The organism is Neobacillus niacini (assembly GCF_023715415.1).
Lineage (GTDB): Bacteria > Bacillota > Bacilli > Bacillales > Cytobacillaceae > Neobacillus > Neobacillus niacini_C.
This window is the reverse complement of record NZ_JAMBOB010000016.1, coordinates 45,822-65,611: the sequence shown is the minus strand read 5'-3', so window position 1 is coordinate 65,611 and position 19,790 is coordinate 45,822. Positions and strand designations below refer to the sequence as shown.

Annotated in this window: 22 protein-coding genes and 1 riboswitch; of the genes, 8 read left to right on the top strand and 14 right to left on the bottom strand. The window is 37.7% G+C overall.

The window, feature by feature from the left end; all coding sequences use genetic code 11:
• Positions 1 to 320: 320 nt before the first annotated feature.
• Together M3189_RS24515 and M3189_RS24510 are read right to left on the bottom strand one after the other, a co-directional pair.
• Positions 321 to 1,157, bottom strand: a complete 837-nt coding sequence (locus tag M3189_RS24515) for a YihY/virulence factor BrkB family protein (protein WP_251639068.1) — start codon at positions 1,155 to 1,157, stop codon at positions 321 to 323.
• A gap of 31 nt (positions 1,158 to 1,188) precedes the next feature.
• Positions 1,189 to 1,569: a YtxH domain-containing protein gene (locus M3189_RS24510; protein ID WP_251639066.1), complete on the bottom strand. Its 381-nt coding sequence runs from the start codon at positions 1,567 to 1,569 to the stop codon at positions 1,189 to 1,191.
• A 231-nt stretch (positions 1,570 to 1,800) separates the two neighbouring features.
• Here M3189_RS24510 and M3189_RS24505 point away from each other — a divergent pair, with 231 nt between their 5' ends.
• On the top strand, positions 1,801 to 2,028 hold the full coding sequence (locus M3189_RS24505) for a DUF1128 domain-containing protein (RefSeq protein WP_251639064.1): 228 nt from the start codon (positions 1,801 to 1,803) through the stop codon (positions 2,026 to 2,028).
• Between the two features lie 25 nt (positions 2,029 to 2,053).
• On the opposite strand, the gene map is transcribed toward M3189_RS24505, so the two are convergent.
• On the bottom strand, positions 2,054 to 2,806 hold the full coding sequence (map, locus tag M3189_RS24500) for a type I methionyl aminopeptidase (protein WP_251639085.1): 753 nt from the start codon (positions 2,804 to 2,806) through the stop codon (positions 2,054 to 2,056).
• A 206-nt stretch (positions 2,807 to 3,012) separates the two neighbouring features.
• Here map and M3189_RS24495 point away from each other — a divergent pair, with 206 nt between their 5' ends.
• Positions 3,013 to 3,345, top strand: coding sequence for a helix-turn-helix domain-containing protein (locus tag M3189_RS24495; protein ID WP_251639062.1), 333 nt, complete (start codon positions 3,013 to 3,015; stop codon positions 3,343 to 3,345).
• 54 nt (positions 3,346 to 3,399) lie between these two features.
• Here the strand turns inward: M3189_RS24495 and M3189_RS24490 are convergent, their stop codons facing one another.
• On the bottom strand, positions 3,400 to 3,531 hold the full coding sequence (locus M3189_RS24490) for an anti-repressor SinI family protein (RefSeq protein WP_251639061.1): 132 nt from the start codon (positions 3,529 to 3,531) through the stop codon (positions 3,400 to 3,402).
• Between the two features lie 50 nt (positions 3,532 to 3,581).
• Positions 3,582 to 3,669, bottom strand: a riboswitch (cyclic di-GMP riboswitch).
• Between the two features lie 616 nt (positions 3,670 to 4,285).
• Here M3189_RS24490 and M3189_RS24485 point away from each other — a divergent pair.
• Positions 4,286 to 4,450: a hypothetical protein gene (locus tag M3189_RS24485; protein WP_251639059.1), complete on the top strand. Its 165-nt coding sequence runs from the start codon at positions 4,286 to 4,288 to the stop codon at positions 4,448 to 4,450.
• Between the two features lie 26 nt (positions 4,451 to 4,476).
• Here the strand turns inward: M3189_RS24485 and hutH are convergent, their stop codons facing one another.
• Positions 4,477 to 5,994 (bottom strand): histidine ammonia-lyase, encoded by a 1,518-nt coding sequence (gene hutH / locus M3189_RS24480; protein ID WP_251639057.1) that lies wholly within the window; start codon positions 5,992 to 5,994, stop codon positions 4,477 to 4,479.
• Positions 5,995 to 6,332: 338 nt separating this feature from the next.
• On the bottom strand, positions 6,333 to 8,522 hold the full coding sequence (locus M3189_RS24475; RefSeq protein ID WP_251639055.1) for a DNA topoisomerase III: 2,190 nt from the start codon (positions 8,520 to 8,522) through the stop codon (positions 6,333 to 6,335).
• A 171-nt stretch (positions 8,523 to 8,693) separates the two neighbouring features.
• On the opposite strand from M3189_RS24475, the gene M3189_RS24470 reads away from it, so the two are divergent.
• The 4 genes from M3189_RS24470 (at position 8,694) to M3189_RS24455 (ending at position 12,700) form a co-directional block, all read left to right on the top strand.
• Entirely contained in the window at positions 8,694 to 9,965 is a 1,272-nt protein-coding gene (locus tag M3189_RS24470; protein WP_251639053.1) for an MDR family MFS transporter, read from the top strand.
• Positions 9,966 to 10,325: 360 nt separating this feature from the next.
• On the top strand, positions 10,326 to 11,558 hold the full coding sequence (locus M3189_RS24465) for an aminopeptidase (RefSeq protein WP_251639051.1): 1,233 nt from the start codon (positions 10,326 to 10,328) through the stop codon (positions 11,556 to 11,558).
• A gap of 68 nt (positions 11,559 to 11,626) precedes the next feature.
• Complete coding sequence (mscL, locus tag M3189_RS24460; RefSeq protein WP_251639049.1) at positions 11,627 to 12,001, top strand: large conductance mechanosensitive channel protein MscL; 375 nt, start codon at positions 11,627 to 11,629, stop codon at positions 11,999 to 12,001.
• 63 nt (positions 12,002 to 12,064) lie between these two features.
• Positions 12,065 to 12,700, top strand: coding sequence for a Bax inhibitor-1/YccA family protein (locus M3189_RS24455; RefSeq protein ID WP_251639047.1), 636 nt, complete (start codon positions 12,065 to 12,067; stop codon positions 12,698 to 12,700).
• A 36-nt stretch (positions 12,701 to 12,736) separates the two neighbouring features.
• Here the strand turns inward: M3189_RS24455 and M3189_RS24450 are convergent, their stop codons facing one another.
• The 8 genes from M3189_RS24450 to safA all read right to left on the bottom strand — a co-directional run bounded on the left by M3189_RS24450 (position 12,737) and on the right by safA (position 19,288).
• Positions 12,737 to 13,243 (bottom strand): RNA polymerase sigma factor, encoded by a 507-nt coding sequence (locus tag M3189_RS24450; RefSeq protein WP_251639045.1) that lies wholly within the window; start codon positions 13,241 to 13,243, stop codon positions 12,737 to 12,739.
• Positions 13,244 to 13,331: 88 nt separating this feature from the next.
• Positions 13,332 to 14,660, bottom strand: coding sequence for an oligosaccharide flippase family protein (locus M3189_RS24445; RefSeq protein WP_251639043.1), 1,329 nt, complete (start codon positions 14,658 to 14,660; stop codon positions 13,332 to 13,334).
• 358 nt (positions 14,661 to 15,018) lie between these two features.
• Positions 15,019 to 15,651, bottom strand: a complete 633-nt coding sequence (locus M3189_RS24440; protein ID WP_251639041.1) for a response regulator — start codon at positions 15,649 to 15,651, stop codon at positions 15,019 to 15,021.
• A complete protein-coding gene (locus M3189_RS24435) occupies positions 15,644 to 16,696 on the bottom strand; it encodes a sensor histidine kinase (protein ID WP_251639039.1) in 1,053 nt (350 codons plus the stop codon). Before M3189_RS24435 ends, M3189_RS24440 begins: the two co-directional genes overlap by 8 nt.
• Positions 16,693 to 17,427 carry a cell wall-active antibiotics response protein LiaF gene (liaF, locus tag M3189_RS24430; RefSeq protein WP_251639037.1) on the bottom strand — a complete coding sequence of 245 codons (735 nt, stop codon included), beginning with the start codon at positions 17,425 to 17,427 and terminating at the stop codon, positions 16,693 to 16,695. The genes M3189_RS24435 and liaF overlap by 4 nt, the downstream gene beginning before the upstream one ends.
• Positions 17,428 to 17,520: 93 nt before the next feature.
• Complete coding sequence (locus M3189_RS24425) at positions 17,521 to 18,165, bottom strand: PspA/IM30 family protein (RefSeq protein WP_251639035.1); 645 nt, start codon at positions 18,163 to 18,165, stop codon at positions 17,521 to 17,523.
• 18 nt (positions 18,166 to 18,183) lie between these two features.
• Positions 18,184 to 18,531: a flagellar basal body rod protein gene (locus M3189_RS24420; protein WP_251639033.1), complete on the bottom strand. Its 348-nt coding sequence runs from the start codon at positions 18,529 to 18,531 to the stop codon at positions 18,184 to 18,186.
• 142 nt (positions 18,532 to 18,673) lie between these two features.
• Positions 18,674 to 19,288 carry a SafA/ExsA family spore coat assembly protein gene (gene safA / locus M3189_RS24415; protein ID WP_251639031.1) on the bottom strand — a complete coding sequence of 205 codons (615 nt, stop codon included), beginning with the start codon at positions 19,286 to 19,288 and terminating at the stop codon, positions 18,674 to 18,676.
• A 93-nt stretch (positions 19,289 to 19,381) separates the two neighbouring features.
• Between safA and M3189_RS24410 the strand changes: the two genes are divergently transcribed.
• Entirely contained in the window at positions 19,382 to 19,756 is a 375-nt protein-coding gene (locus tag M3189_RS24410; protein WP_251639029.1) for a DUF1360 domain-containing protein, read from the top strand.
• The last annotated feature ends 34 nt before the right edge of the window (positions 19,757 to 19,790 follow it).

Sequence of the window (19,790 nt, the reverse complement as noted above, 5' to 3'; positions counted from 1 at the left end):
CCCCCATTGATTCATTCCCATTCTGATACCTTAAAACATATTGAACCTTTTCCTCCACTGTAAATTTAGCCATAAAAAACACCCCGTAAATGTTAGATTGGTGTCTAACATTTACGGGGCAGATCATCAAGCCCGGTTCTATTTAATGATATCCGTTACTGCCGTTAGCAGAACCGGATGTTTTATTTCCTTTACTGCCTTTACCCTTTTGTTTTGTGCCGCCATCTTTCTTTGTTTGTTTTGTCATGGTGAGCCCCCCTGTTGTTGTCTTTTCCCCACTTATATTGTTTGCAATAAAACATTTTTCATAAAGAAAAATTTTAACAGTTGGATTTATTCTTTTCACTATAGAAAGCATTAATCTCGCCGCCGAGAATGATAATAAACCCTGATATGTATAACCAAATAAGTAAAACAATGATCGCCCCAATACTCCCATAGGTCAGTGAAAAGTTGTTAAATTTACTGACGTAGAAAGATAACGCATAGGACGAAAGGATCCAGCCAACGGTTGCAAAACCAGCTCCTGGGAAGGCACTTCTGCAGCGTAATTTCACATTTGGAGCAATCCAATATAATCCAGTAAAGATTAAGAATAATATAAGGGCACTGATGACTAATCTTAACATTTCCCAAATACGGAGGAATTCCAGCTTAAAACCTAAATAGGAGAAAAGAAATATTCCGATTTCCCTTCCGAATATTGGAAGTAAAACGGCAACTATAAAAACAAAAATCATCCCGATGGTCAGCACGATGGCCATCGCCCGAGAAACAATAAACGAACGGCTTTCTTTCACATTGTAGGCTTTGTTAAAAGCTCTTACTAGCGCATGAATTCCATTCGATGCTGACCAAATGGTACCAATAACACTGAATGAAAGTAATCCGCCATTCCGATTATTCATCACATAGTTTACATTCTTTTCAATTAAATCCATCGTCTGAGGAGGAGCGAAGTCTCCAATCCCCCCAAGAATATCATGGTTTTCTATTGGCAGATAGGGCAGTAATGTAAAAATAAATATAAGCAGTGGAAATAGTGAAAGAAGAAAGAAATAAGCAAGTTGAGCGGATAAACCTGAAATATCATCTTCTTCAATTCTGTGCCATAGCAGCCTAAATAAAGATTTACGAACATTCACTGCTTTCTCCATTTCTCACCTCTCCTTTCAACGAATCCGATTGTTATTTTTCTATTGAACCTTCCTCCACAACAACCTCTTTCAACAGTTCTTCTACGTCTGAATCCTCATGATTAGAAAAAGTACCCTTTGTCTCTTTAACAATCTCCTTTACTTGAGGAGTTAACTCACGAAGTTCGTCTACTTTTCCCGTAATATAAGAAATGTCCTCACTAATCTCCTCAATCGTATTTCTAACCTTTTCAGCAGTTTCTTTAATATTTTCTGTGATTTCCCTAGGATGGCGAGCAGCATAAGATACCTGATCATATGCCTTTTTCACATTCACCTTCATATCCTGCCGTGTCTTTTTATCTAATAAGCTTAGAGCTCCACCCGCTATCGCTCCAAAGACCATTCCTCTTAGAAATAAATTTTTACCCATTTTTTTAACCTCTCCTTCCAAAATATTTTTATCATTGTTTTCATTTATGAAATAAATACCAATATACTCCACTTTATTTTGCTTTAATCTTGCTGCCAAATGCAAGGATTGTCCTTATTTTTAAACATAATAATTATTTACCCATTGATAGAAGCAATAAAACATGTTTAGATTGACATCTAGTAGTGAAAATGAAAAGATAAAGTTACGAATGTTGAAAGGGTGACGGGATTGAATTTATCAGAACAGACAGTAGAAAATGTAGAATACATGATTGAACAAATTAAAGAAAAATTAAAAGTATTAAATCTTGGAGCCATTAAACCTTCACACTTTGATGAAGAAATGTATGAGGAATTAAAAGAAATTTATGAAATGGTAATGAAAAAACCTTCTTTTAGCCCAAATGAAATGCAAGCATTGGTGGAAGAACTGGGGAACCTTCGTAAAAATAAGTAAAACAGATCTCAGGAGATCTGTTTTTTTATTTATCCTGTTCAGTTAAAATGATTGGTCCATCCTTGGTGATGGCAATGGTATGTTCATATTGAGCAGAATACTTACCATCAATGGTCCTTGCTGTCCAGCCATTTGTATCCATTTTGGTTTGATACATACCGACATTGACCATTGGCTCGATTGTAAACACCATACCCTCTTTAATTCTTGGCCCTTTTCCTGGCAGTCCGTAATGTGGTACATCAGGTTTCTCATGAATGACAGCCCCAATTCCATGGCCAATAAAGTCACGAACCACCGAAAAGCCTTCCCCTTCAACATAGGTTTGAATGGCATGACCGATATCTCCAATTCTATTTCCAGGGACAGCCTGTTCAATACCCTTATAGAGTGCTTCCTTTGTTACCTTTAATAAATGTTCTGTTTCCTTAGAAACTCTTCCGATAGCATAGCTCCATGCAGAATCAGCCAATCCTCCATTGAAATTAACGACCATGTCGATGGTAACAATATCGCCATCCTTCAATGGTTCCTTTCTAGGAAAGCCATGGCAGATTTCATCATTTATACTGGCACAGGTAGCATATTTATAGCCCTTATAGCCCTTTTGCTGTGGGGTTGCCTTATGTTTAGCAAGGAATTCATCTACAAACTGATCAATCTCCCAAGTTGTTACACCTGGTTTTATCATTTTTGCAATTTCTTTATGACATGATGCAAGAATTTCTCCTGCCTTTTTCATCGCATCGATTTCCCGCTGTGATTTTAGAACGATCATCATCTTCCCAACCTTTTTAATTATTTTTATGTATTTTTACAGAATTGGAAACACTCTTTAATAGTATCGTTATCAAACCATAATTTCAAAAGGTTTTCGCTATTTAGGAATATTTTTGTATAAATCAGTCGTTCTTAATATGGAACTTTTTCATCTTATCTGCTAAAATTATTGTAGTAATAATAAATAGTAGGTGTGTGAGCCCAATGATTGGTGATCGTGTTAAAAAACTTCGTTTAGAGAAAAAAATGTCATTATCAGAACTTGCTGAACAAGCAGGGGTTGCTAAATCTTATTTAAGCTCTCTGGAAAGAAACCTGCAAAGGAATCCATCTATTCAGTTCCTTGAAAAGATTTCTTCTGTATTAAACGTACCTGTGGAACATCTAATAAATGAACAGATTAATAAAGAAGAATTAGATAGTGATTGGATGAACATTGTAAAAGAAGCAATGGATTCTGGTGTATCGAAAGAACAATTTCGCGATTTTATTGAATTTAATAAGTGGCGAATCGGTCAAAATAATAATGAACAATAAAAGAACAAAGCATACTACCCTATTTTTGTAGTATGCTTTGTTCTTTTATGTATTTTAGCGGTTCTTTACTAGTACCTCTCTAACTTCGTTCTGATGGAGAAAATCAAGAATTGTTTCCTTCGAAATCCCTAGAGCTTTTGCTTCTACGATAAGAGCTAACCATTCTGCATCTAATCCATTCGTCATACTTTCCATTATTGCCACTTTCATCCACCCCTAAAATACATATTCGTATTCCAGGCAGCCCGGCCATCATAGTAAAATGTGTACCTTAGATCCTCGGCTTTGCGTCCTCACTTTTCAATGAGTTTGCCTTTTTCTGTTTCATATTCCCCATAAATCATTGATTATTCAGTATATTTAGTAGACAACTCTTCCTAATACATAATTACTATGTTCATTATATATAGTACTTTTTCAGTAAAGTGTTGTATTTTGTCAGATATTTTTATTTTTCAAACCTTTTTTTTACACAAATTCTTCCATTTTTCTACAATAACCCCTTTGAGAATTACGCAAATTGTAGAAAGGTTATCATTTTAATGGAAGTTTAATGGAAATCGAGGGGGTTTACGGTCGAAAATGGGTGTATTTCCCTAATGAAGGATTTTGTAAAATAGGTTAAAAAGGCTAGAAATTACAGTGAAATTTGTCTATTTTGTGACAATTGACAATCACTATTAACAGCATTACAATATACTAAATATTAAAAATATTCAAATAACGGTGGTGATTTCAGTCTATGACAACCATTCATGTATTGAATTACGCAATTCCAATAGGTTTTTTAGTATTTTTTGGTTTTCTCATTGACCGCATCTGCAGCCCTGTAAAGTCTGATGAAAAAATTAACGAAGAATAATTTTATCCCTCCACTTCTTCACTAATAAATATCCTTCGTTTGGGAATGATACATTCGTAGACGAAAGGAGTGTTTAATTTGGCACGTGGAGAACATTTTAATCATAAAAAGAAAGGTCATCCTGGTAATTTACCAAAGGATAACCAAACAGAAAAGCATTCAAAGGATGCTATTGGGGACGAAGAGTTCCTTGTAGTACGGGAAGCATTTAAGAATAGAGTTGAAACGGAAGATATAGAATAAAAGGCGTGAATTTTCACGCCTTTTTCTTATTTTACATTGTCAAATTTTTGAATGAGTTTCTTTAGGTCCCAATATTTTAGACCCTCTGCAGCTTTCTCGATATCTTTTGAAAAGATTCGATCCTTCATTATTGAAGGAACAAGCTCTCTCCCTTTCTCATACAGCTTCTTTGTCTGGCTGGCCATTTTCTCCACCCCGCGGATTTCAACTGCTTGCATCGCACAAATGAGTTCAATCGCCAGCACTCGCCTAGCATTCTGAATGATTTGATAAGCATGTCTAGCGGCAATGGTCCCCATACTCACATGGTCTTCCTGATTGGCAGATGAGGGAATGGAATCGACGCTTGCTGGATGGGCAAGTGTTTTATTTTCTGATACTAACGATGCGGCAGCATATTGCATAATCATAGCACCTGACTGCAAACCGGGTTCAGGGCTTAGGAAAGGCGGCAGGTCGTTCAGCTGTGGGTTTACTAATCGCTCAATTCGTCTTTCAGCTATATTTGCAAGCTCCGCTACCGCAATCTTCATAAAATCCATTGCGAAGGCAATCGGCTGACCATGAAAATTCCCACCAGAAATAACCTTTTCCCCATCATTAAAAATGAGTGGGTTGTCTGTAGCCGCATTCATTTCAATTTCTAATTTTTCCTTAACATAATCAAGTGCCTGCCAAGATGCCCCGTGTACCTGTGGAATACACCTTAGAGAATAAGCATCCTGAACTCGGTATTCTCCTTGAACGGTGGTTAATAAACTATCACTTAAATACCTGCGGATTCTTGCTGCCGTATCAATCTGCTGCTGGTATCCCCTTGCTAGATGAACCTCTTCAGCAAATGCATCAATGATTCCATTTAATCCTTCCATTGTCATTGCTGCAATGAGTTCACTTTCAAATGCCAGCTGTTCAGCTTCAAGATAGCCCACAACTCCCATAGCTGTCATTGCCTGTGTTCCATTAATTAACGCAAGACCCTCTTTTGCCTCTAATGTTAGCGGCAGGATGCCTTCCATTTGAAGCGCATGGATTGATTCCATCCGATTTCCTTTGTAAAATACTTCCCCTTCCCCTATCACTACTAAGGCTAAATGGGAGAGGGGCGCTAAATCACCACTTGCCCCCAATGAACCCTGCTGAGGAATGACTGGTATGATTTCTGTATTAACCAGTTCTAAAAGTTTATCAATCAGGATTGGCCGAACACCTGAATACCCTTTTAAAAGGGCATTGGCACGCAAAAGAACCATCGCTTTTGAAACAACTTCCGGAAAGGGTTCCCCGACTCCACAAGCATGGGAGCGAATTAAATTAAGCTGTAAATCCCTGACGTGCTCTTTATCGATTAAAACATCACTGAACTTCCCAAATCCTGTATTAATACCATAAACTACTTTGTGCTCGGAAACGATCTTCTCTACCGCTTCACGGCTCCTAGTTACAAGTTCCATACTCTTTTCCGAAGCAAAAACCTTCTCTTTTCGATATAAAACATCTTTCATTTGATCCAATGTTAAACTTTGGCCTGTTAGCATAATCATATTTCTCACCTCTACCACTTTAATAGAATAAAGAAAGAGGCTGGATTCCACATCACATTAGATTTGGAGTCCAGCCTCTTTTATAAAAATTCCCGAGTAATATTTTATTTTTGGATGCCTCATAGCTTATCAGTCCATTCGAATATTTTTATTCTAATAATTATTGTATGTGATAAAATGCTTGATTGTCAATGGAATTGTCAGAATTTTAGCACGATAATACTTTACCACGATAATACAAAAAACTCTATATTTGCATCCAGCATTTTACAAAAACAAAAAAGTTGAAGTGTCTGTCTAAACTTCTAGATGACACTTCAACTTTTTTAATGAATCATTTAATCAAATTTTATCCCTTTTAACAAGTCTGCAAAGGCATTATTAATTGGTTCAACTTCTTTTTCTTGCTGTTTTAAATACTTCTGCACGGTACGTTTATCCACTTTTCCGCCACTTTCTTTCTTGCGTCGTGCTTCAAAAGCAGATAGTTTCTCACGATATCCACATGTACATGTGAAGATTTGACCGGTACCTTCACCTCGAAGTTCCATTTTCTTTTTACATTGAGGACAGCGTGCGTTGGTTACACGTGAGACATTCTTCCTATGACCACATTCACGATCTTGGCAGACTAGCATTTTGCCTTTCTTGCCGTTTACTTCTAGCATTGGTTTTCCACAGTCAGGACATGATTTTGTGGAAATGTTGTCGTGCTTGTATTTTTTATCGCTTGCTTTAATTTCAGCCACGATTTTTTTTGTATGTTCTTTCATTTCATTTATGAACACATCTTTTTTTAGTTTCCCTTTAGCTATTAGCTCAAGTTTTTGTTCCCACTCTGCTGTTGTCACTGGCGATTTTAATTCTCCTGGTACTAATTCTAGTAGTTGGCGACCTTTAGACGTGATATAGATTTCTTTTCCACCACGTTTTTCGATTAGGAAAGAATTGAATAATTTATCAATAATATCAGCACGAGTAGCAACTGTACCAAGTCCACCAGTTGATTTTAATGTATCTACAAGCTTCTTATCGTTTGTTTCCATGTACTTCGTAGGGTTTTCCATGGCTGACAGAATCGTTGCCTCTGTAAAGCGCGCAGGGGGCTTTGTTTGTCCTGATGTTTGAGCGATTACCTTTGTTACTAATACATCACCTTTTTCAAGACGAGGTAATAATTGCTCTTTTACATCATCCGTTGATTCCTCATCATCAAAACGATTTTCGTATACTTCTTTCCAACCAGCATTTATTACTGACTTTCCTTTAGCAATAAATTTTTCCTCACCAATTTTCGCTTGTACTGTTAACTGCTCGTATTCAAAAGCTGGGAATAATACAGCTAAGAAACGTTTTACCACAAGGTCATATATTTTACGTTCTTTATCTGTAAACGCTGAGTAATTCACATAACCTTCAGTTGGAATGATGGCATGGTGATCACTTACTTTCCTATCATCAACAAAGGCGTTTGTTGCTTTAATTGGCTTTTTTAAAACTTTATTTGCAAGAGAACGATATTCACCTGCACCACACGCCTTTAAACGCTCTGGAAGCGTACTAACAATGTCTGAAGATAAATAACGTGAATCTGTACGAGGATAAGTTAGCACTTTATGCTGCTCGTACAGTTTTTGCATGATATTTAGTGTTTCTTTAGCTGAATAACCAAAGATATTATTAGCATCACGCTGTAACTCTGTTAAATCATAAAGAGCAGGTGAGAATGTTTTCTTTGCTTTCCGGTCAATGGAAACAACCGTTGCACTTTTTAGTCCAAGGGATTTAACGATTGCATCAATTTTCTCCTTATTAAAGCTGCGACTATTCCCATTCGTATCCTGCCACGTTAATTTAAGTCCCTCTGTTTGAGCTTCGATGCCATAATACGTTTGAGGTTTGAAGCTTTTTATTTCATCTTCCCGTGATGCAACCATGGCAACTGTTGGTGTCTGTACACGACCACAGTTTAATTGAGCATTAAATTTAGTTGTTAATGCTCGAGTTGCATTTAAACCGATATACCAGTCTGCCTCCGAGCGTGCTACAGCTGAAGCATATAAATTTTCATAAGCTTTTCCAGACTTTAAGTTATTGAATCCATCTTTAATCGCTTTATCTGTTACAGAGGAAATCCAAAGACGTTTGATTGGCTTATGAACATTTGCTTTTTCAATAATCCAGCGTGCAACTAATTCTCCTTCTCTCCCTGCATCCGTAGCCACAATTATTTCATTCACATCACTACGGATTAATTGTGATTTTACAGCATTAAACTGCTTTCCAGTTTGTTTCATGACAACTAATTTCATGCGTTCTGGAAGCATTGGAAGGTCTTCTAGGTTCCATGTTTTATATTTATTATCATAAGCTTCAGGATCTGCTAAAGTAACTAAATGTCCTAGCGCCCAAGTGACGATATAATTGTTTCCTTCTAAAAATCCATTGCCTTTCTTCGTACACTTCAATACATTTGCAATATCACGTGCAACGGAAGGTTTCTCAGCAATCACTAAACTTTTTGCCATTTTTTTAGACTCCTTTACTAACTATGTACCGTCTAATATACCATAGTTTCAGCGTGGGTTAAGTATAGACACTCTTATGCACAAAAAGCTCTTACTTTTTTCTTGTATTTTCCTATTTGAGGATAGTATGATGTATTAGCTATCATACTTATTGGTTTTTGGGGGTAAAAGATGAGGATTAGAGATTGGGATCCTAACTTAAAGGTTCGCTTATTTAGCGAAGCGATGATGAACATTACCTTTTGGATGTTCTTTCCGTTTTTGACTATCTATTTTGCTGAGGCGTTTGGTAAAAATAGAGCAGGATTTTTATTGGTATTTTCACAGATTTTCTCCGTATTGGCCAACTTAATGGGCGGATATTGTGCAGATCGTTTTGGTAGAAAACGAATGATGGTTCTCTCAGCCTTTGGACAAGGACTTTCTTTTATCGCTTTTGCGCTAGCAAGTTCGCCCTGGCTTGAATCTCCATGGGTAGGATTTATCTCCTTCGCAATCGCTGGCGTATTTGGTTCGTTTTATTGGCCTGCCAGTCAAGCAATGGTCGCAGATGTCGTTGACGAAAAAGATAGAAGCAATGTATTTGCCATTTTCTATACTTCTATTAATATCGCTGTAGTAATTGGTCCTATTTTAGGGGCAATTTTTTATGTGAATTACCGTTTTGAAACGTTGCTCTTTGCCGGTATTATTTGTATGTTACTAGGCTTAATATTAGCAAAATTCACGAGGGAAACCGCACCCATACAAAAAGTCGATTCATTGGAATCGGAAGGTAAATGGTACTATTTCTTACAGAACCAACTGAAAGACTACACATTAATAATCAAAGATAAAACCTTTCTACTTTTTATCATTGCAGGTGTCTTAGCTGGTCAAACCTTTATGCAATTGGATTTGTTATTTCCTGTTTATATGAAAGACGTAATCGATCTTCAAACGATGTTTTCAATCGGAGACTGGTCATTCACCGTTAAGGGTGAGCAGGCCTTTGGAATAGTACTTGCAGAAAACGGCTTCCTTGTTGCATTACTAACGGTTGTCATTACTAAATGGATGGGTAAATATAAAGAACGGAATGTATTTGTACTTTCATCTGTCATATACGCCATTTCCATCGTACTATTTAGTCAGACACACTGGATTTGGGGATTTATCATCGCAATGGCTGTCTTTACCTTTGCGGAGTTAATGGGAGCAGGACTTCAACAAAGCTTTGTCTCCAAGCTTGCACCTGAGCATATGAGAGGACAATACTTTGCTGCTGCCAGTTTGAGATTTACTATCAGTAGAACCATCGCTCCATTATCTATCCCATTGACCGTTTTGATAGGGTATGAGTGGACATTTTTTGTACTTTCTCTGCTGGCTCTAGCAAGTGCAGGATTGTATTGGCTAATGTTTTATTCTTTTGAGAAGAAAACAGCATTGGATCCTAATTAGGATCCTTTTTTGTTCAAAAAATCGTCAATAAATTGTACTAAATTGTTCACATTTTACCGGTTTACTATTATAATTAACCTGTAATCGTTTTCTATTATAAGGATGGTGGTATTGATGGAATTATCCCAATTTATGTCCCCCACTTCATGGTCCGGTATTCTTACATTTTTAGTATTATTTTCTGCGGGTGTTTATTTTAATATAAAAGTATACGGCAGTAAATTAGAGTAGAGATTCATATCCCTGCTTATTTTTTTGCCTAGATTTGTGCTCCACTGCCTTACTAGTGTTATCAGTTTCTTTTTAACATGAAAAAGGCTAAAATTGAGAAGGAAGATTCGAAAAAAGGGAGACTAAAATATGAGTGAATTTCAAAAGAACCTTGAGAAATATGCTGAGCTAGCTGTTAAAGTTGGTGTTAATATCCAGAAGGGTCAAACATTAGTAGTGAATACGACCTTAGATGCTGCCGAATTGGTTCGACAGGTTGTTAAAAAAGCCTATGAATCAGGCGCAAATAACGTGGTCGTTAACTGGAACGACGATGTGGTATCCAGAACAAAATACGAATTAGCACCAGATGAAGCTTTTACTACATACCCTGCCTTACGTGCAAAAGAACAAGAGGAATTCGTTGAACAAGGCGCTGCTTTTATGTCGATTGTTGCCTCTAGCCCTGACTTATTAAAAGGGATTAATCCTGAACGTATTTCCAACTTCCAAAAAGCTGCTGGAACTGCTTTAGCAAAATTCCGCCAAGCCGTACAGTCAGATAAAGTTAGCTGGACTGTGATTGCTGCTCCATCTCCTGCATGGGCTGCTAAAGTTTTTCCAGATGCACCGAACGACCAACAAGTTTCCTTACTTTGGGATGCCATCTTTAAAGCGGTTCGTGTTGATACAGATAATCCAGTGGAAGCTTGGAAAAAACATGATGCAACTCTTCATGAAAAGGTAAACTACCTAAATGAAAGAAACTATCAAAAGCTTCACTATACTGCACCAGGAACAGACTTAACCATCGAACTCCCTCACAACCATCTTTGGGTTGGTGCAGGCAGTGTCAATGAAAGTGGTTTTGAATTCATGGCCAATATGCCTACTGAAGAAGTCTTCACCGTTCCTCATCGTGAAGGTGTAAATGGTACCGTTGCAAGCACAAAGCCATTAAGCTACGGCGGAAATATTATCGACCGGTTCTCTGTTACCTTTGAAAACGGAAGAATTGTTGGTTATCAGGCTGAAGAAGGTGAAGAATTCCTAAAGCGTTTAGTTGAGACAGATGAAGGCTCTCATTATCTTGGTGAAGTTGCACTCGTACCTTTCAATTCACCAATTTCTCAATCGAATGTTCTATTTTATAATACTTTGTTCGATGAAAATGCTTCAAACCACTTAGCCATCGGTAGTGCTTATGCATTCTGTATTGAAGGCGGTAAGAAAATGTCTTCTGAAGAACTGAAGGAAAATGGACTCAATGAAAGTATTACTCACGTTGATTTCATGATTGGCTCACAGGAAATGGACATTGATGGCATTAAAGCGGATGGAACGACTGAACCAGTATTTAGAAAAGGCAATTGGGCATTTTAATGGTATAATAGATGGAGCAGTTTCTGAAAAGGAAGCTGCTCTTTTATTGAAAATTTGGAGGTTCTATTATGTTAAATGAATTTAAGAAGTTTGCTATGAGAGGTAATGTGATTGATCTTGCGGTCGGGGTTATCATCGGTGGAGCCTTCGGTAAGATTGTATCTTCGCTTGTGGCAGATATCATTATGCCGATAGTCACAATACTGGTTGGAAAGGTTAATGTTTCTGAGTTGGCGTATGGACCATTAAAATATGGTGTATTTATTCAATCCATTATCGATTTCTTAATTATTGCGTTCTCAATTTTTCTATTTATAAAATTTCTCAATCGTTTTAAAAAGAAAGAGGAAACAAAGGCAGCAGCTGTTCAAGCTGATAAGAAAGAGGAGCTTCTTGCTGAGATACGAGATTTATTAAGAGCCGAAAAAGATTTTTCTAAATAAAATGAAACATCTTGACCTTTTCTTCGTATATTCTATATATAAAAGACACTAGAGGTGAAGAAAATGTATACACAAACATCTACTGAATTTTTACCTTCTGTACTAAGGACGTTTGCTTTATCACTTGCCATTGCCTTTGTCGGGACTATGGCAGGCACCTTTGTACCGACGGCATTATTTTTACCATTAGCAATACTAGAATTTGTATTGTTGATGATTGCCTTTTTCTTTAGACGTAAAAAGGCCATTTCTTATACGTTCCTGTATATCTTTACTTTTATTTCAGGCATTACCTTATATCCTATTGTTTCCTATTACGCCATGACTGCTGGAGCAAATGTGGTCATGATGGCGTTTGCGACTACCACTGTGGTGTTTACGGGAGTAGCGGTATATGCCACGAAATCAAAACGTAATTTCTCATTTTTAGGGGGATTTTTACTAGCTGCCCTGCTAGCATTAGTCGTCATTTCTATTTGGCATATTTTCATGCCGCTTAGCTCAACTGCTATGCTTGCATTTTCTTTCATTGGCGTGTTGGTCTTTAGTGGATATGTATTGTATGATTTCAACCGAATGAAGCATTACGGTGTAAGTGCTGAAGAGGTTCCTTTAATGGCATTGAACCTATACTTAGACTTTATCAATCTGTTTGTGAGTATCTTACGTATCTTTGGAATTCTATCAAGTAAAGATTAATAAGCAAAAAGCCGGGAGCTTCATTCCGGCTTTTTCTTATGCAAAGGATTGGAGCTTTGGTTTAAGGTGCTCCTTTCCCCTTTTCATTCTTGTTTTCACTGTAGAAATAGGGATGTTTTTTCTTTTTGATATTTCCATTATGGTAAGGTCATTAAAATAATAGAGTAATAGTGTAGATTGGTATATTTCTGGTAATGCCCTTACACTTTCAACCATTTTCTCGTTTGAATATTTATGTAGTACCTCCTCTTCGGGAAGAGAGGGTGCTTCAACATTTGACGAGTAAGAATAAACCTCTTCCTTCCAAAATTGTTTTGTTTTATTTTCCTTCCGCCAATAATCCCGACACTTATTTCTGGCTATCGTAAACAACCAGCCTTTTATTCTGGCAGGTTCATTAATGGTATGGAAAGCCAAATAGGCAGATACCAAAACCTCCTGATAGAGGTCCTCTGCAAGTTCTTTTTGCCTAACTAAAGAAAATATATAGTTAAAAATGGCTTTCCCATGTTCTATCACGATTTCTTCAAACGAATCTATCATTCTATCCCGCATTTTTTTCGTACCTTCTTTCCTTCAATACTTCTTATATATATAGACGGAATAAAAACGACTAACCCCTACACTTTCCTCAACTATTTTTACCTATGAGACCTTTCATAAAAATAGAAACGCCAATTTTTTTACAAATACTTAAATAATGCATCAAAGCCAGTAAAACAGATCCGGTATTCATTGCGATAATCACGCCTTCCATCCGCCATTCGGGGCGTGACGCTAAGACAATGATGATAGCAAAGGATACAATTGTAGACCAAATCGCATGGATAAAGGTTTCTTTTATAAGTCCTAAACCAATTAAGATTGCCTGCATTGGCATGACAAAGAAATGGAATAGAAAAAACGGCCAAAGCATTTGTAAATAAATAGCTGCAGTTGAGGATTCAAAGAATATCGACGTGAGCGGACGGGCAAATATATAGAAAATGACCACTGCTGGTACGCCGTAAAGGAATGTGAGTGTCATTACCTGCGAAAGCATTTTTTGCAGTGTGGTGTAATCTCTCATCGAATACGTTTTCGATACTGCTGGTATTAGAACCGTCATTAAGGAATGAGCAATAAATGCAGGAAAAAATCCAATTGAAACGGCAACACCCATTAACATCCCAAAATGCTCGGTCGCAATGGTTTCAGAAAGTCCAGACTGGACCAATGCAGCCTTAATTAAGAAGGGCTGTATCGCACCTGTTAGTGCGGAGAATAGTCGCAATCCTGTCGTTGGCACAGAGACAGCCATTAAATTTTTCCGAACAGCCTTACGGTTTAAATTGGAAAAGGGCATTCGTCTTAGCTGCTGAAATTGGATAATCAATGTGTAGCATAAATAAAGAAACACTGCGATTTCACTGCCGATAAAGGAGGCAATCGCAATCAGTACGGCTGTTTCTGATTCAAATTGAAAAAAACGAAACAACAAAAATAACAAAACGAGTTGTACTGATTTTCTTATAAAATTGGCGATGGCGATTTTCCCCATTTGGTGTCTGCCCATAAAATAACCCCGTGCTACAGAGGTAAAGGAAATGACAGGAACTAGTAGGATAATGAGCCATCGTGTATAAGGATGATATCCATTAAATACGGATATAAAAGGCATGAGTACCGTGGCAAACACGAACAGGAGACACGTAAAAATAATGGTGATTGTAATGGCATGGTATAGGATATTTCGATGAAACTTTTCCTCTTTTTCAGCAACAAACTTTGATATGGATACCGGCAGTTCAAAGCTTGATAAAAGAACCAGTAAATAAATGGATGGAAGTATAGACATATATAAACCTAAACCATGCTTGCCCAATTCTTTTGCAAGAATTAAATTGACTAAGAACTCAACGCCTTCCCCTAAAAAAGCAGAAAGGGCTAAAAATAAGATTCCTTTGTAAAAGATACCCATTCCCAGACTCCCCTTTAAACACAATCTCACTTTTATAAACCTATGAGACAAGTTCAAAGATTAGTAGGGATTTTTTTCGAGGCTATGCAATGGTAATCCTGAATGTTGATTTCCGCTCCAGGTGCTTCGCTTTCCGCAGGCGTTGCGGGAAGCCTCCTCGGCGCTAAAGCGCCTGCGGGGTCTCCCCTGCTCCGTACTCCTGCAGGACATTGATTTTACTTCCATGAATCCTCCCACGCACGAAGAAAATGCGATAGCATTTTCGAGGAGTCTCGCACCTTCCGCTCCAATCAACATTCAATAATTTTCCTGTACACAGCCAAAATAAAAAAAGGACCCTTTAAGCCCTTTTTTATTATTATTTTATTAATGAGTGTTTAAAGGCGTAGATGACTGCTTGTGTTCGGTCTTGGACGTTTAGTTTGCTTAGTATGTTGCTGACATGGGTTTTCACTGTTTTTAAGGCGATAAATAGTTCATCTGCAATGTCTTGATTTGTTTTTCCCTGTGCCATTAACATGAGGATTTCCATTTCACGGCTGGTAAGTTCTTCATGTGGTAGCTGTTGATGTTTCTGGCGCATTTTCACCATCATTTTCCCTGTTACTTCTGGTTCAAGAACGGACTGGCCATGATATGTAGCGCGGACAGCATTAGCGATTTCATCTGCTTTGGATGTTTTGAGCATATAGCTAGTAGCACCTGCTTCTAAGGCAGGATAAACTTTCTCATCGTCTAAAAAGCTGGTGACAATGATTACTTTTGCATCTGGCCATGCTTCAATAATTTGCCTTGTTGCTTCAATTCCGTCCATTTCCTTCATCACTAAATCCATTAAAATAATATCAGGCCTAAGCTCTAGTGCCAGCTCCACACCCTTTTTTCCATCAGCTGCCTCACCAACTACTTCAATGTCAGGCTGTGCTGATAAATAAGCGGAAACTCCAATTCTCACCATCTCATGATCATCGACAAATACTACCCTAATCATTTACACCATCTCCATTTATCATAACAGGTACCTTTACTTCCAGCCTTGTACCTTTACTTTTTACACTAATCACCTTTAACGTGCCGCCAACTTCAAGCGCCCGCTCGTGCATATTCTGCATGCCGTAGGAACCCGCCTTTTTTGTTTCGACTTCAAAACCAATACCGTCATCAACAATCCTTAATATGACAAGGTCATCCCGCTTTATCAATAAAACTTCAAGTTTGCTCGCTTTTGAATGTCGAAGCGTATTGGATACAGACTCTTGGAGGATACGGAAAAGATGATCTTCGATTCCCTTATCAAGCGGAAATGCTTCCACCTTCCACTTAATTTCCATTGTTACTTTCTGTGATAATTCGATTAATAACTCTTCAATTCCTTCCTGCAGCGTTTTATTTTTTAACGCAACAGGACGCAAATGAAGAAGCAGGGCACGCATTTCAAGTTGTGATTGATGAATCATCTCTTCAACCATCTTCAACTGCTTTGCTTCCCTATCCTCCTCATTGGTACTTTGTTTTGTTGTATTAATGGCAGACATCATCATAGAGGCAGCAAATAACTGCTGACTGACTGAATCATGTAATTCACGTGCAAGACGGTTTCGTTCCTGTTCAATAATTTCTTGGATTCTCGCTTCCTGGTCTTCTACCTTTTCTGTAGCCAAACGTTGTGAGAGCTTGGCCTGCTCAGAAATTTGCCTGCCTATCTTATCAATTTGTTCCGCAATACCTTCCATTTCCGATATGGCTTGTTTTTCAACGAATCCAATCTGTTTCCCCTGCTCCAATTGGTGTAAGGAGTGTTCAACAGACTGAAACTGTCTTCTCCAGAACATACCTGAAATAATGCCCAATATTATCCCAATGGCAATACTGAAAGCCGGAATGAAAATAACAAATGGGATATCCATGAAATGTCGATTCCATAATTCTGACCAATCTGCTATTGGAAAAACAATGATAAAGGCAGCAGCCACAACAAGAGCGATGAGGACGGAAAAGCCGATATTCCAAATAACCTGCCTTTGGATAGTGCTCATATCCGGCTCACCTCTAAATTTCCCACTAACAAGGATGTGAAGATTTTTACCTTTTGCTCTGCCTGATCATACCCTGCTGTCTTTAGCTGGAAAGCTTGATTAAAAACCTGTGACTGATGATTTTCTAAAACCGTTGTTGATCCTACAACACAGGAGTGATGAACACTTACTTCAATTTCATAAGGTACTTGAATTTGGATATTTCCAATGATATTCCGAACAAAGATGATGGTTTCACCTTTTGGTAAAACCGTATAGCTTAGATCTATGATGGTATCTCCAATTCCTGATTGGATGTTAATGTCGTTCCATTCATAAACACCACTAGGCGTTTTTTGCTGCCCGAAAAATATATTTTCAAAGAGCGGCTTGGTCTTAATTAGCGTTTCTTCCTGCCCGACCTGCTCTGATTCCTTAATGTTTAGTGTAATCTTATTTGGATTCTTTTTGGATTTAGAAAATTGGATAATAAAATGTAAGAGAATAGCCAGCAATAAAAACCTGAAGGTCATCATACTAAACACACTGATTAAGAGAAAAATAATTCCTGCAAAGAAAAAAACTTTCCCGCTCTTCTTCCCTGCTTTTCTTCTACTTAGATAGATAAGTCCACCAGAAAAAAATAGGGAGAATATAAGACCACTGTTAAAAAATAGAATTTCTAGCAGTAGAACGACAACCCCAATTACCACCAGCCATCCTGTATAATCATTCTTTGCGTTTTTAAACATCTGGCCAACCCTCCCCTGATATTTTTTCTGTTTGAATTAAGGCCAAAAGGTGCAGCTAAGTGTGCACCTTTTTAGAATACCATGTTTTGGTTATTAAATGGACTTGCTTTCTTCTAATTTCATTTCTTTTTCTAATTGAGCGATTTTTACGTCAATCGTATCGCGGTAATAAGAACTTTTTACCTGGTGTTCTAGACGATCTAAGTACTGATCAATTTCTTCAAAACGCTTGTTTGCACTATTTGTTATATGATTTGAGTCTAATACTTCATTCATTCGATGATTGGCACGTGTTACATTTTCACGGCCCATTAATTCCAAGCGTCTGATTTGCATGTCTTTTAGCTTATGCTTCATTTCTTCATATTTTCTTTCTAATTCCCCCAGCTGACCTTTTACTTGCTCAAGTGAAGCTCCTAGTCGCTCCACACGGCTTGAATACTGTTGATGTTCCGCTAAAGCAAACTCATAAAGCTCCATTTCTCCAGCCTTAGATGCAACCTCTGCCTGATACTTTCTTTTTTCTGCAAGCTCCACAGCCTGGGTATGTTCTTTAGTGAATTCATCTTTCAGGGCATATTGACGTTCCAGAAGCTTTCTTACCTTCTCTGTCTCTTGCTCGCACTGGCGAAGATATTGGTTAAGCAGAGCAATGGGATTTTTCTTTTCCTTCTGGTCAACAGCAGCATGTAAATCAGCCATAATCGTATCTTTTATTCTAGTTAATAGGTTTGTCATTATCAATCTCTCCTTAGATTAGTTTTTATTTAATTCATTCCATTGTTTCTCAAAATTTACAAACGGATCAGAATCCTCTTTTACAATAGTCTTTTTGCTGCTATTCCAGTTTTTATAAACCAGATAAAGTACATAGGCAGCAAGAACTCCAATGATAGCAGGAGCGTTATGAATAGAGGCCATTAGGACAAAGAATCCGATAATCCCTAGAACAATCTTGCCTCCGGTCGATTCAGCCTTTAAGAACTGTTTAAAAATGAAGTAGAGAACCGCAAGACCAACTAGGAATCCTATCATTGGACCTATGGATGAAAGTAGAATGATGGCTGCAACACCACCAGCAAGTAGTAAACCAAACTTTTTCATTTTGTTTTTTCCTCCTTTCTTTATCTTGATATCATCTTACCTCTTATCCAAATTTCTCATAACGAACCTGCGCTTTATTTTCATATCGGTCCTAAGACGTAGAAAGGGTCAGTCCCTTGTGCTGGAACTGACCCTTCTGTATTTATTTTGCGATAAACATTTGTGTCCAATAATGTCTATTCGATCCGCCTTTTGCGTATCCAACACCAATATACGTATAGGTTCCACTTAGTATATTTGCTCGATGACCTGAGCTGTTCATCCAGGAGTTAACCACTTCTTGAGCCGTTGTTTGTCCAGCTGCAATATTTTCTGCTGCTGCACGGTAAGAAATCCCGAAGTTCTTCATCATGGTAAAAGGACTGCCATATGTCGGGCTGGTATGGCTAAAATAGTTTTTGTCCCTCATGTCCACTGATTTATAACGTGCAACCCTTGATAGTTCCCAATCCTGTGTCAAAGGTTTTAGACCATGTTTTGCTCGTTCTTGATTTGTTAATTGGATTACTTGGCTTTCAATGCTTTTCGTTGCATCAAAGCTGGGAATCGTAACTTTATCTCCCGGATAAATAAGGTTTGGATTTTTGAATTGCGGATTTGCTGAAATGATTTCAGTAATCCCAACCTGGTAACGCACAGCGATTTTCCAGAGTGTATCTCCAGACTGAACTGTGTGAATTTGCTGGGCAAATGACACCTTTGGAACAAAAAACAGTGATAACATAAACAGTAAACTAATCCAAAATGATTTTTTCATTTTTACGCCTCCTCCGATATATATTTCAAATTTCAGGTTCAAAATATACAGAGTGTCAAAATAAATTTTTAGGTAAAGTTCGGAGGAAACTATGTGAGAGACATTTCGTGGATTACTTATGTCATGTTAATTTTAGCGAGTTATCGATTAACCCATTTAATTGTTTTTGATAAAATTACCGAATTTATTCGCAAGCCCTTTATGAAGAAGGTTAAGGTTGAAACCAATCATGGAATGGAGACAAAGGAAGTACCGAAAGGCATGTTTGGGTATTTATTGAAGTGTTATTGGTGTGCTGGGGTTTGGAGTGCGATCCTTCTTGGCGGCGGCTATTTACTTTTTCCACGAGTTACATTTGTCTTTATTTTGATTTTCTCAATTGCAGGCGGTCAATCCATCCTTGAAACGTTTGTAGGCGTAAATATTAAAAAGGTTGATTATTATGCTGAATTAGAAAAGAAGAAATAACGAAAAAAATTCCCCTCTTCGCATAAACATTAGA

Bases quoted from the DNA above. Each gene is read 5' to 3' on its own strand.
- liaF (WP_251639037.1), bottom strand. From the start codon at position 17,427: ATGTTTAAAAACGCAAAGAATGATTATACAGGATGGCTGGTGGTAATT.
- M3189_RS24450 (WP_251639045.1), bottom strand. From the start codon at position 13,243: ATGATAGATTCGTTTGAAGAAATCGTGATAGAACATGGGAAAGCCATT.
- M3189_RS24515 (WP_251639068.1), bottom strand. From the start codon at position 1,157: ATGGAGAAAGCAGTGAATGTTCGTAAATCTTTATTTAGGCTGCTATGG.
- M3189_RS24420 (WP_251639033.1), bottom strand. From the start codon at position 18,531: ATGAAAAAGTTTGGTTTACTACTTGCTGGTGGTGTTGCAGCCATCATT.
- hutH (WP_251639057.1), bottom strand. From the start codon at position 5,994: ATGATTATGCTAACAGGCCAAAGTTTAACATTGGATCAAATGAAAGAT.
- M3189_RS24495 (WP_251639062.1), top strand. From the start codon at position 3,013: ATGATTGGTGATCGTGTTAAAAAACTTCGTTTAGAGAAAAAAATGTCA.
- mscL (WP_251639049.1), top strand. From the start codon at position 11,627: ATGTTAAATGAATTTAAGAAGTTTGCTATGAGAGGTAATGTGATTGAT.
- M3189_RS24445 (WP_251639043.1), bottom strand. From the start codon at position 14,660: ATGGGTATCTTTTACAAAGGAATCTTATTTTTAGCCCTTTCTGCTTTT.
- M3189_RS24475 (WP_251639055.1), bottom strand. From the start codon at position 8,522: ATGGCAAAAAGTTTAGTGATTGCTGAGAAACCTTCCGTTGCACGTGAT.
- safA (WP_251639031.1), bottom strand. From the start codon at position 19,288: ATGAAAAAATCATTTTGGATTAGTTTACTGTTTATGTTATCACTGTTT.
- M3189_RS24510 (WP_251639066.1), bottom strand. From the start codon at position 1,569: ATGGGTAAAAATTTATTTCTAAGAGGAATGGTCTTTGGAGCGATAGCG.
- M3189_RS24425 (WP_251639035.1), bottom strand. From the start codon at position 18,165: ATGACAAACCTATTAACTAGAATAAAAGATACGATTATGGCTGATTTA.
- M3189_RS24490 (WP_251639061.1), bottom strand. From the start codon at position 3,531: ATGACGAATGGATTAGATGCAGAATGGTTAGCTCTTATCGTAGAAGCA.
- map (WP_251639085.1), bottom strand. From the start codon at position 2,806: ATGATCGTTCTAAAATCACAGCGGGAAATCGATGCGATGAAAAAGGCA.
- M3189_RS24470 (WP_251639053.1), top strand. From the start codon at position 8,694: ATGAGGATTAGAGATTGGGATCCTAACTTAAAGGTTCGCTTATTTAGC.
- M3189_RS24435 (WP_251639039.1), bottom strand. From the start codon at position 16,696: ATGAGCACTATCCAAAGGCAGGTTATTTGGAATATCGGCTTTTCCGTC.
- M3189_RS24465 (WP_251639051.1), top strand. From the start codon at position 10,326: ATGAGTGAATTTCAAAAGAACCTTGAGAAATATGCTGAGCTAGCTGTT.
- M3189_RS24440 (WP_251639041.1), bottom strand. From the start codon at position 15,651: ATGATTAGGGTAGTATTTGTCGATGATCATGAGATGGTGAGAATTGGA.
- M3189_RS24455 (WP_251639047.1), top strand. From the start codon at position 12,065: ATGTATACACAAACATCTACTGAATTTTTACCTTCTGTACTAAGGACG.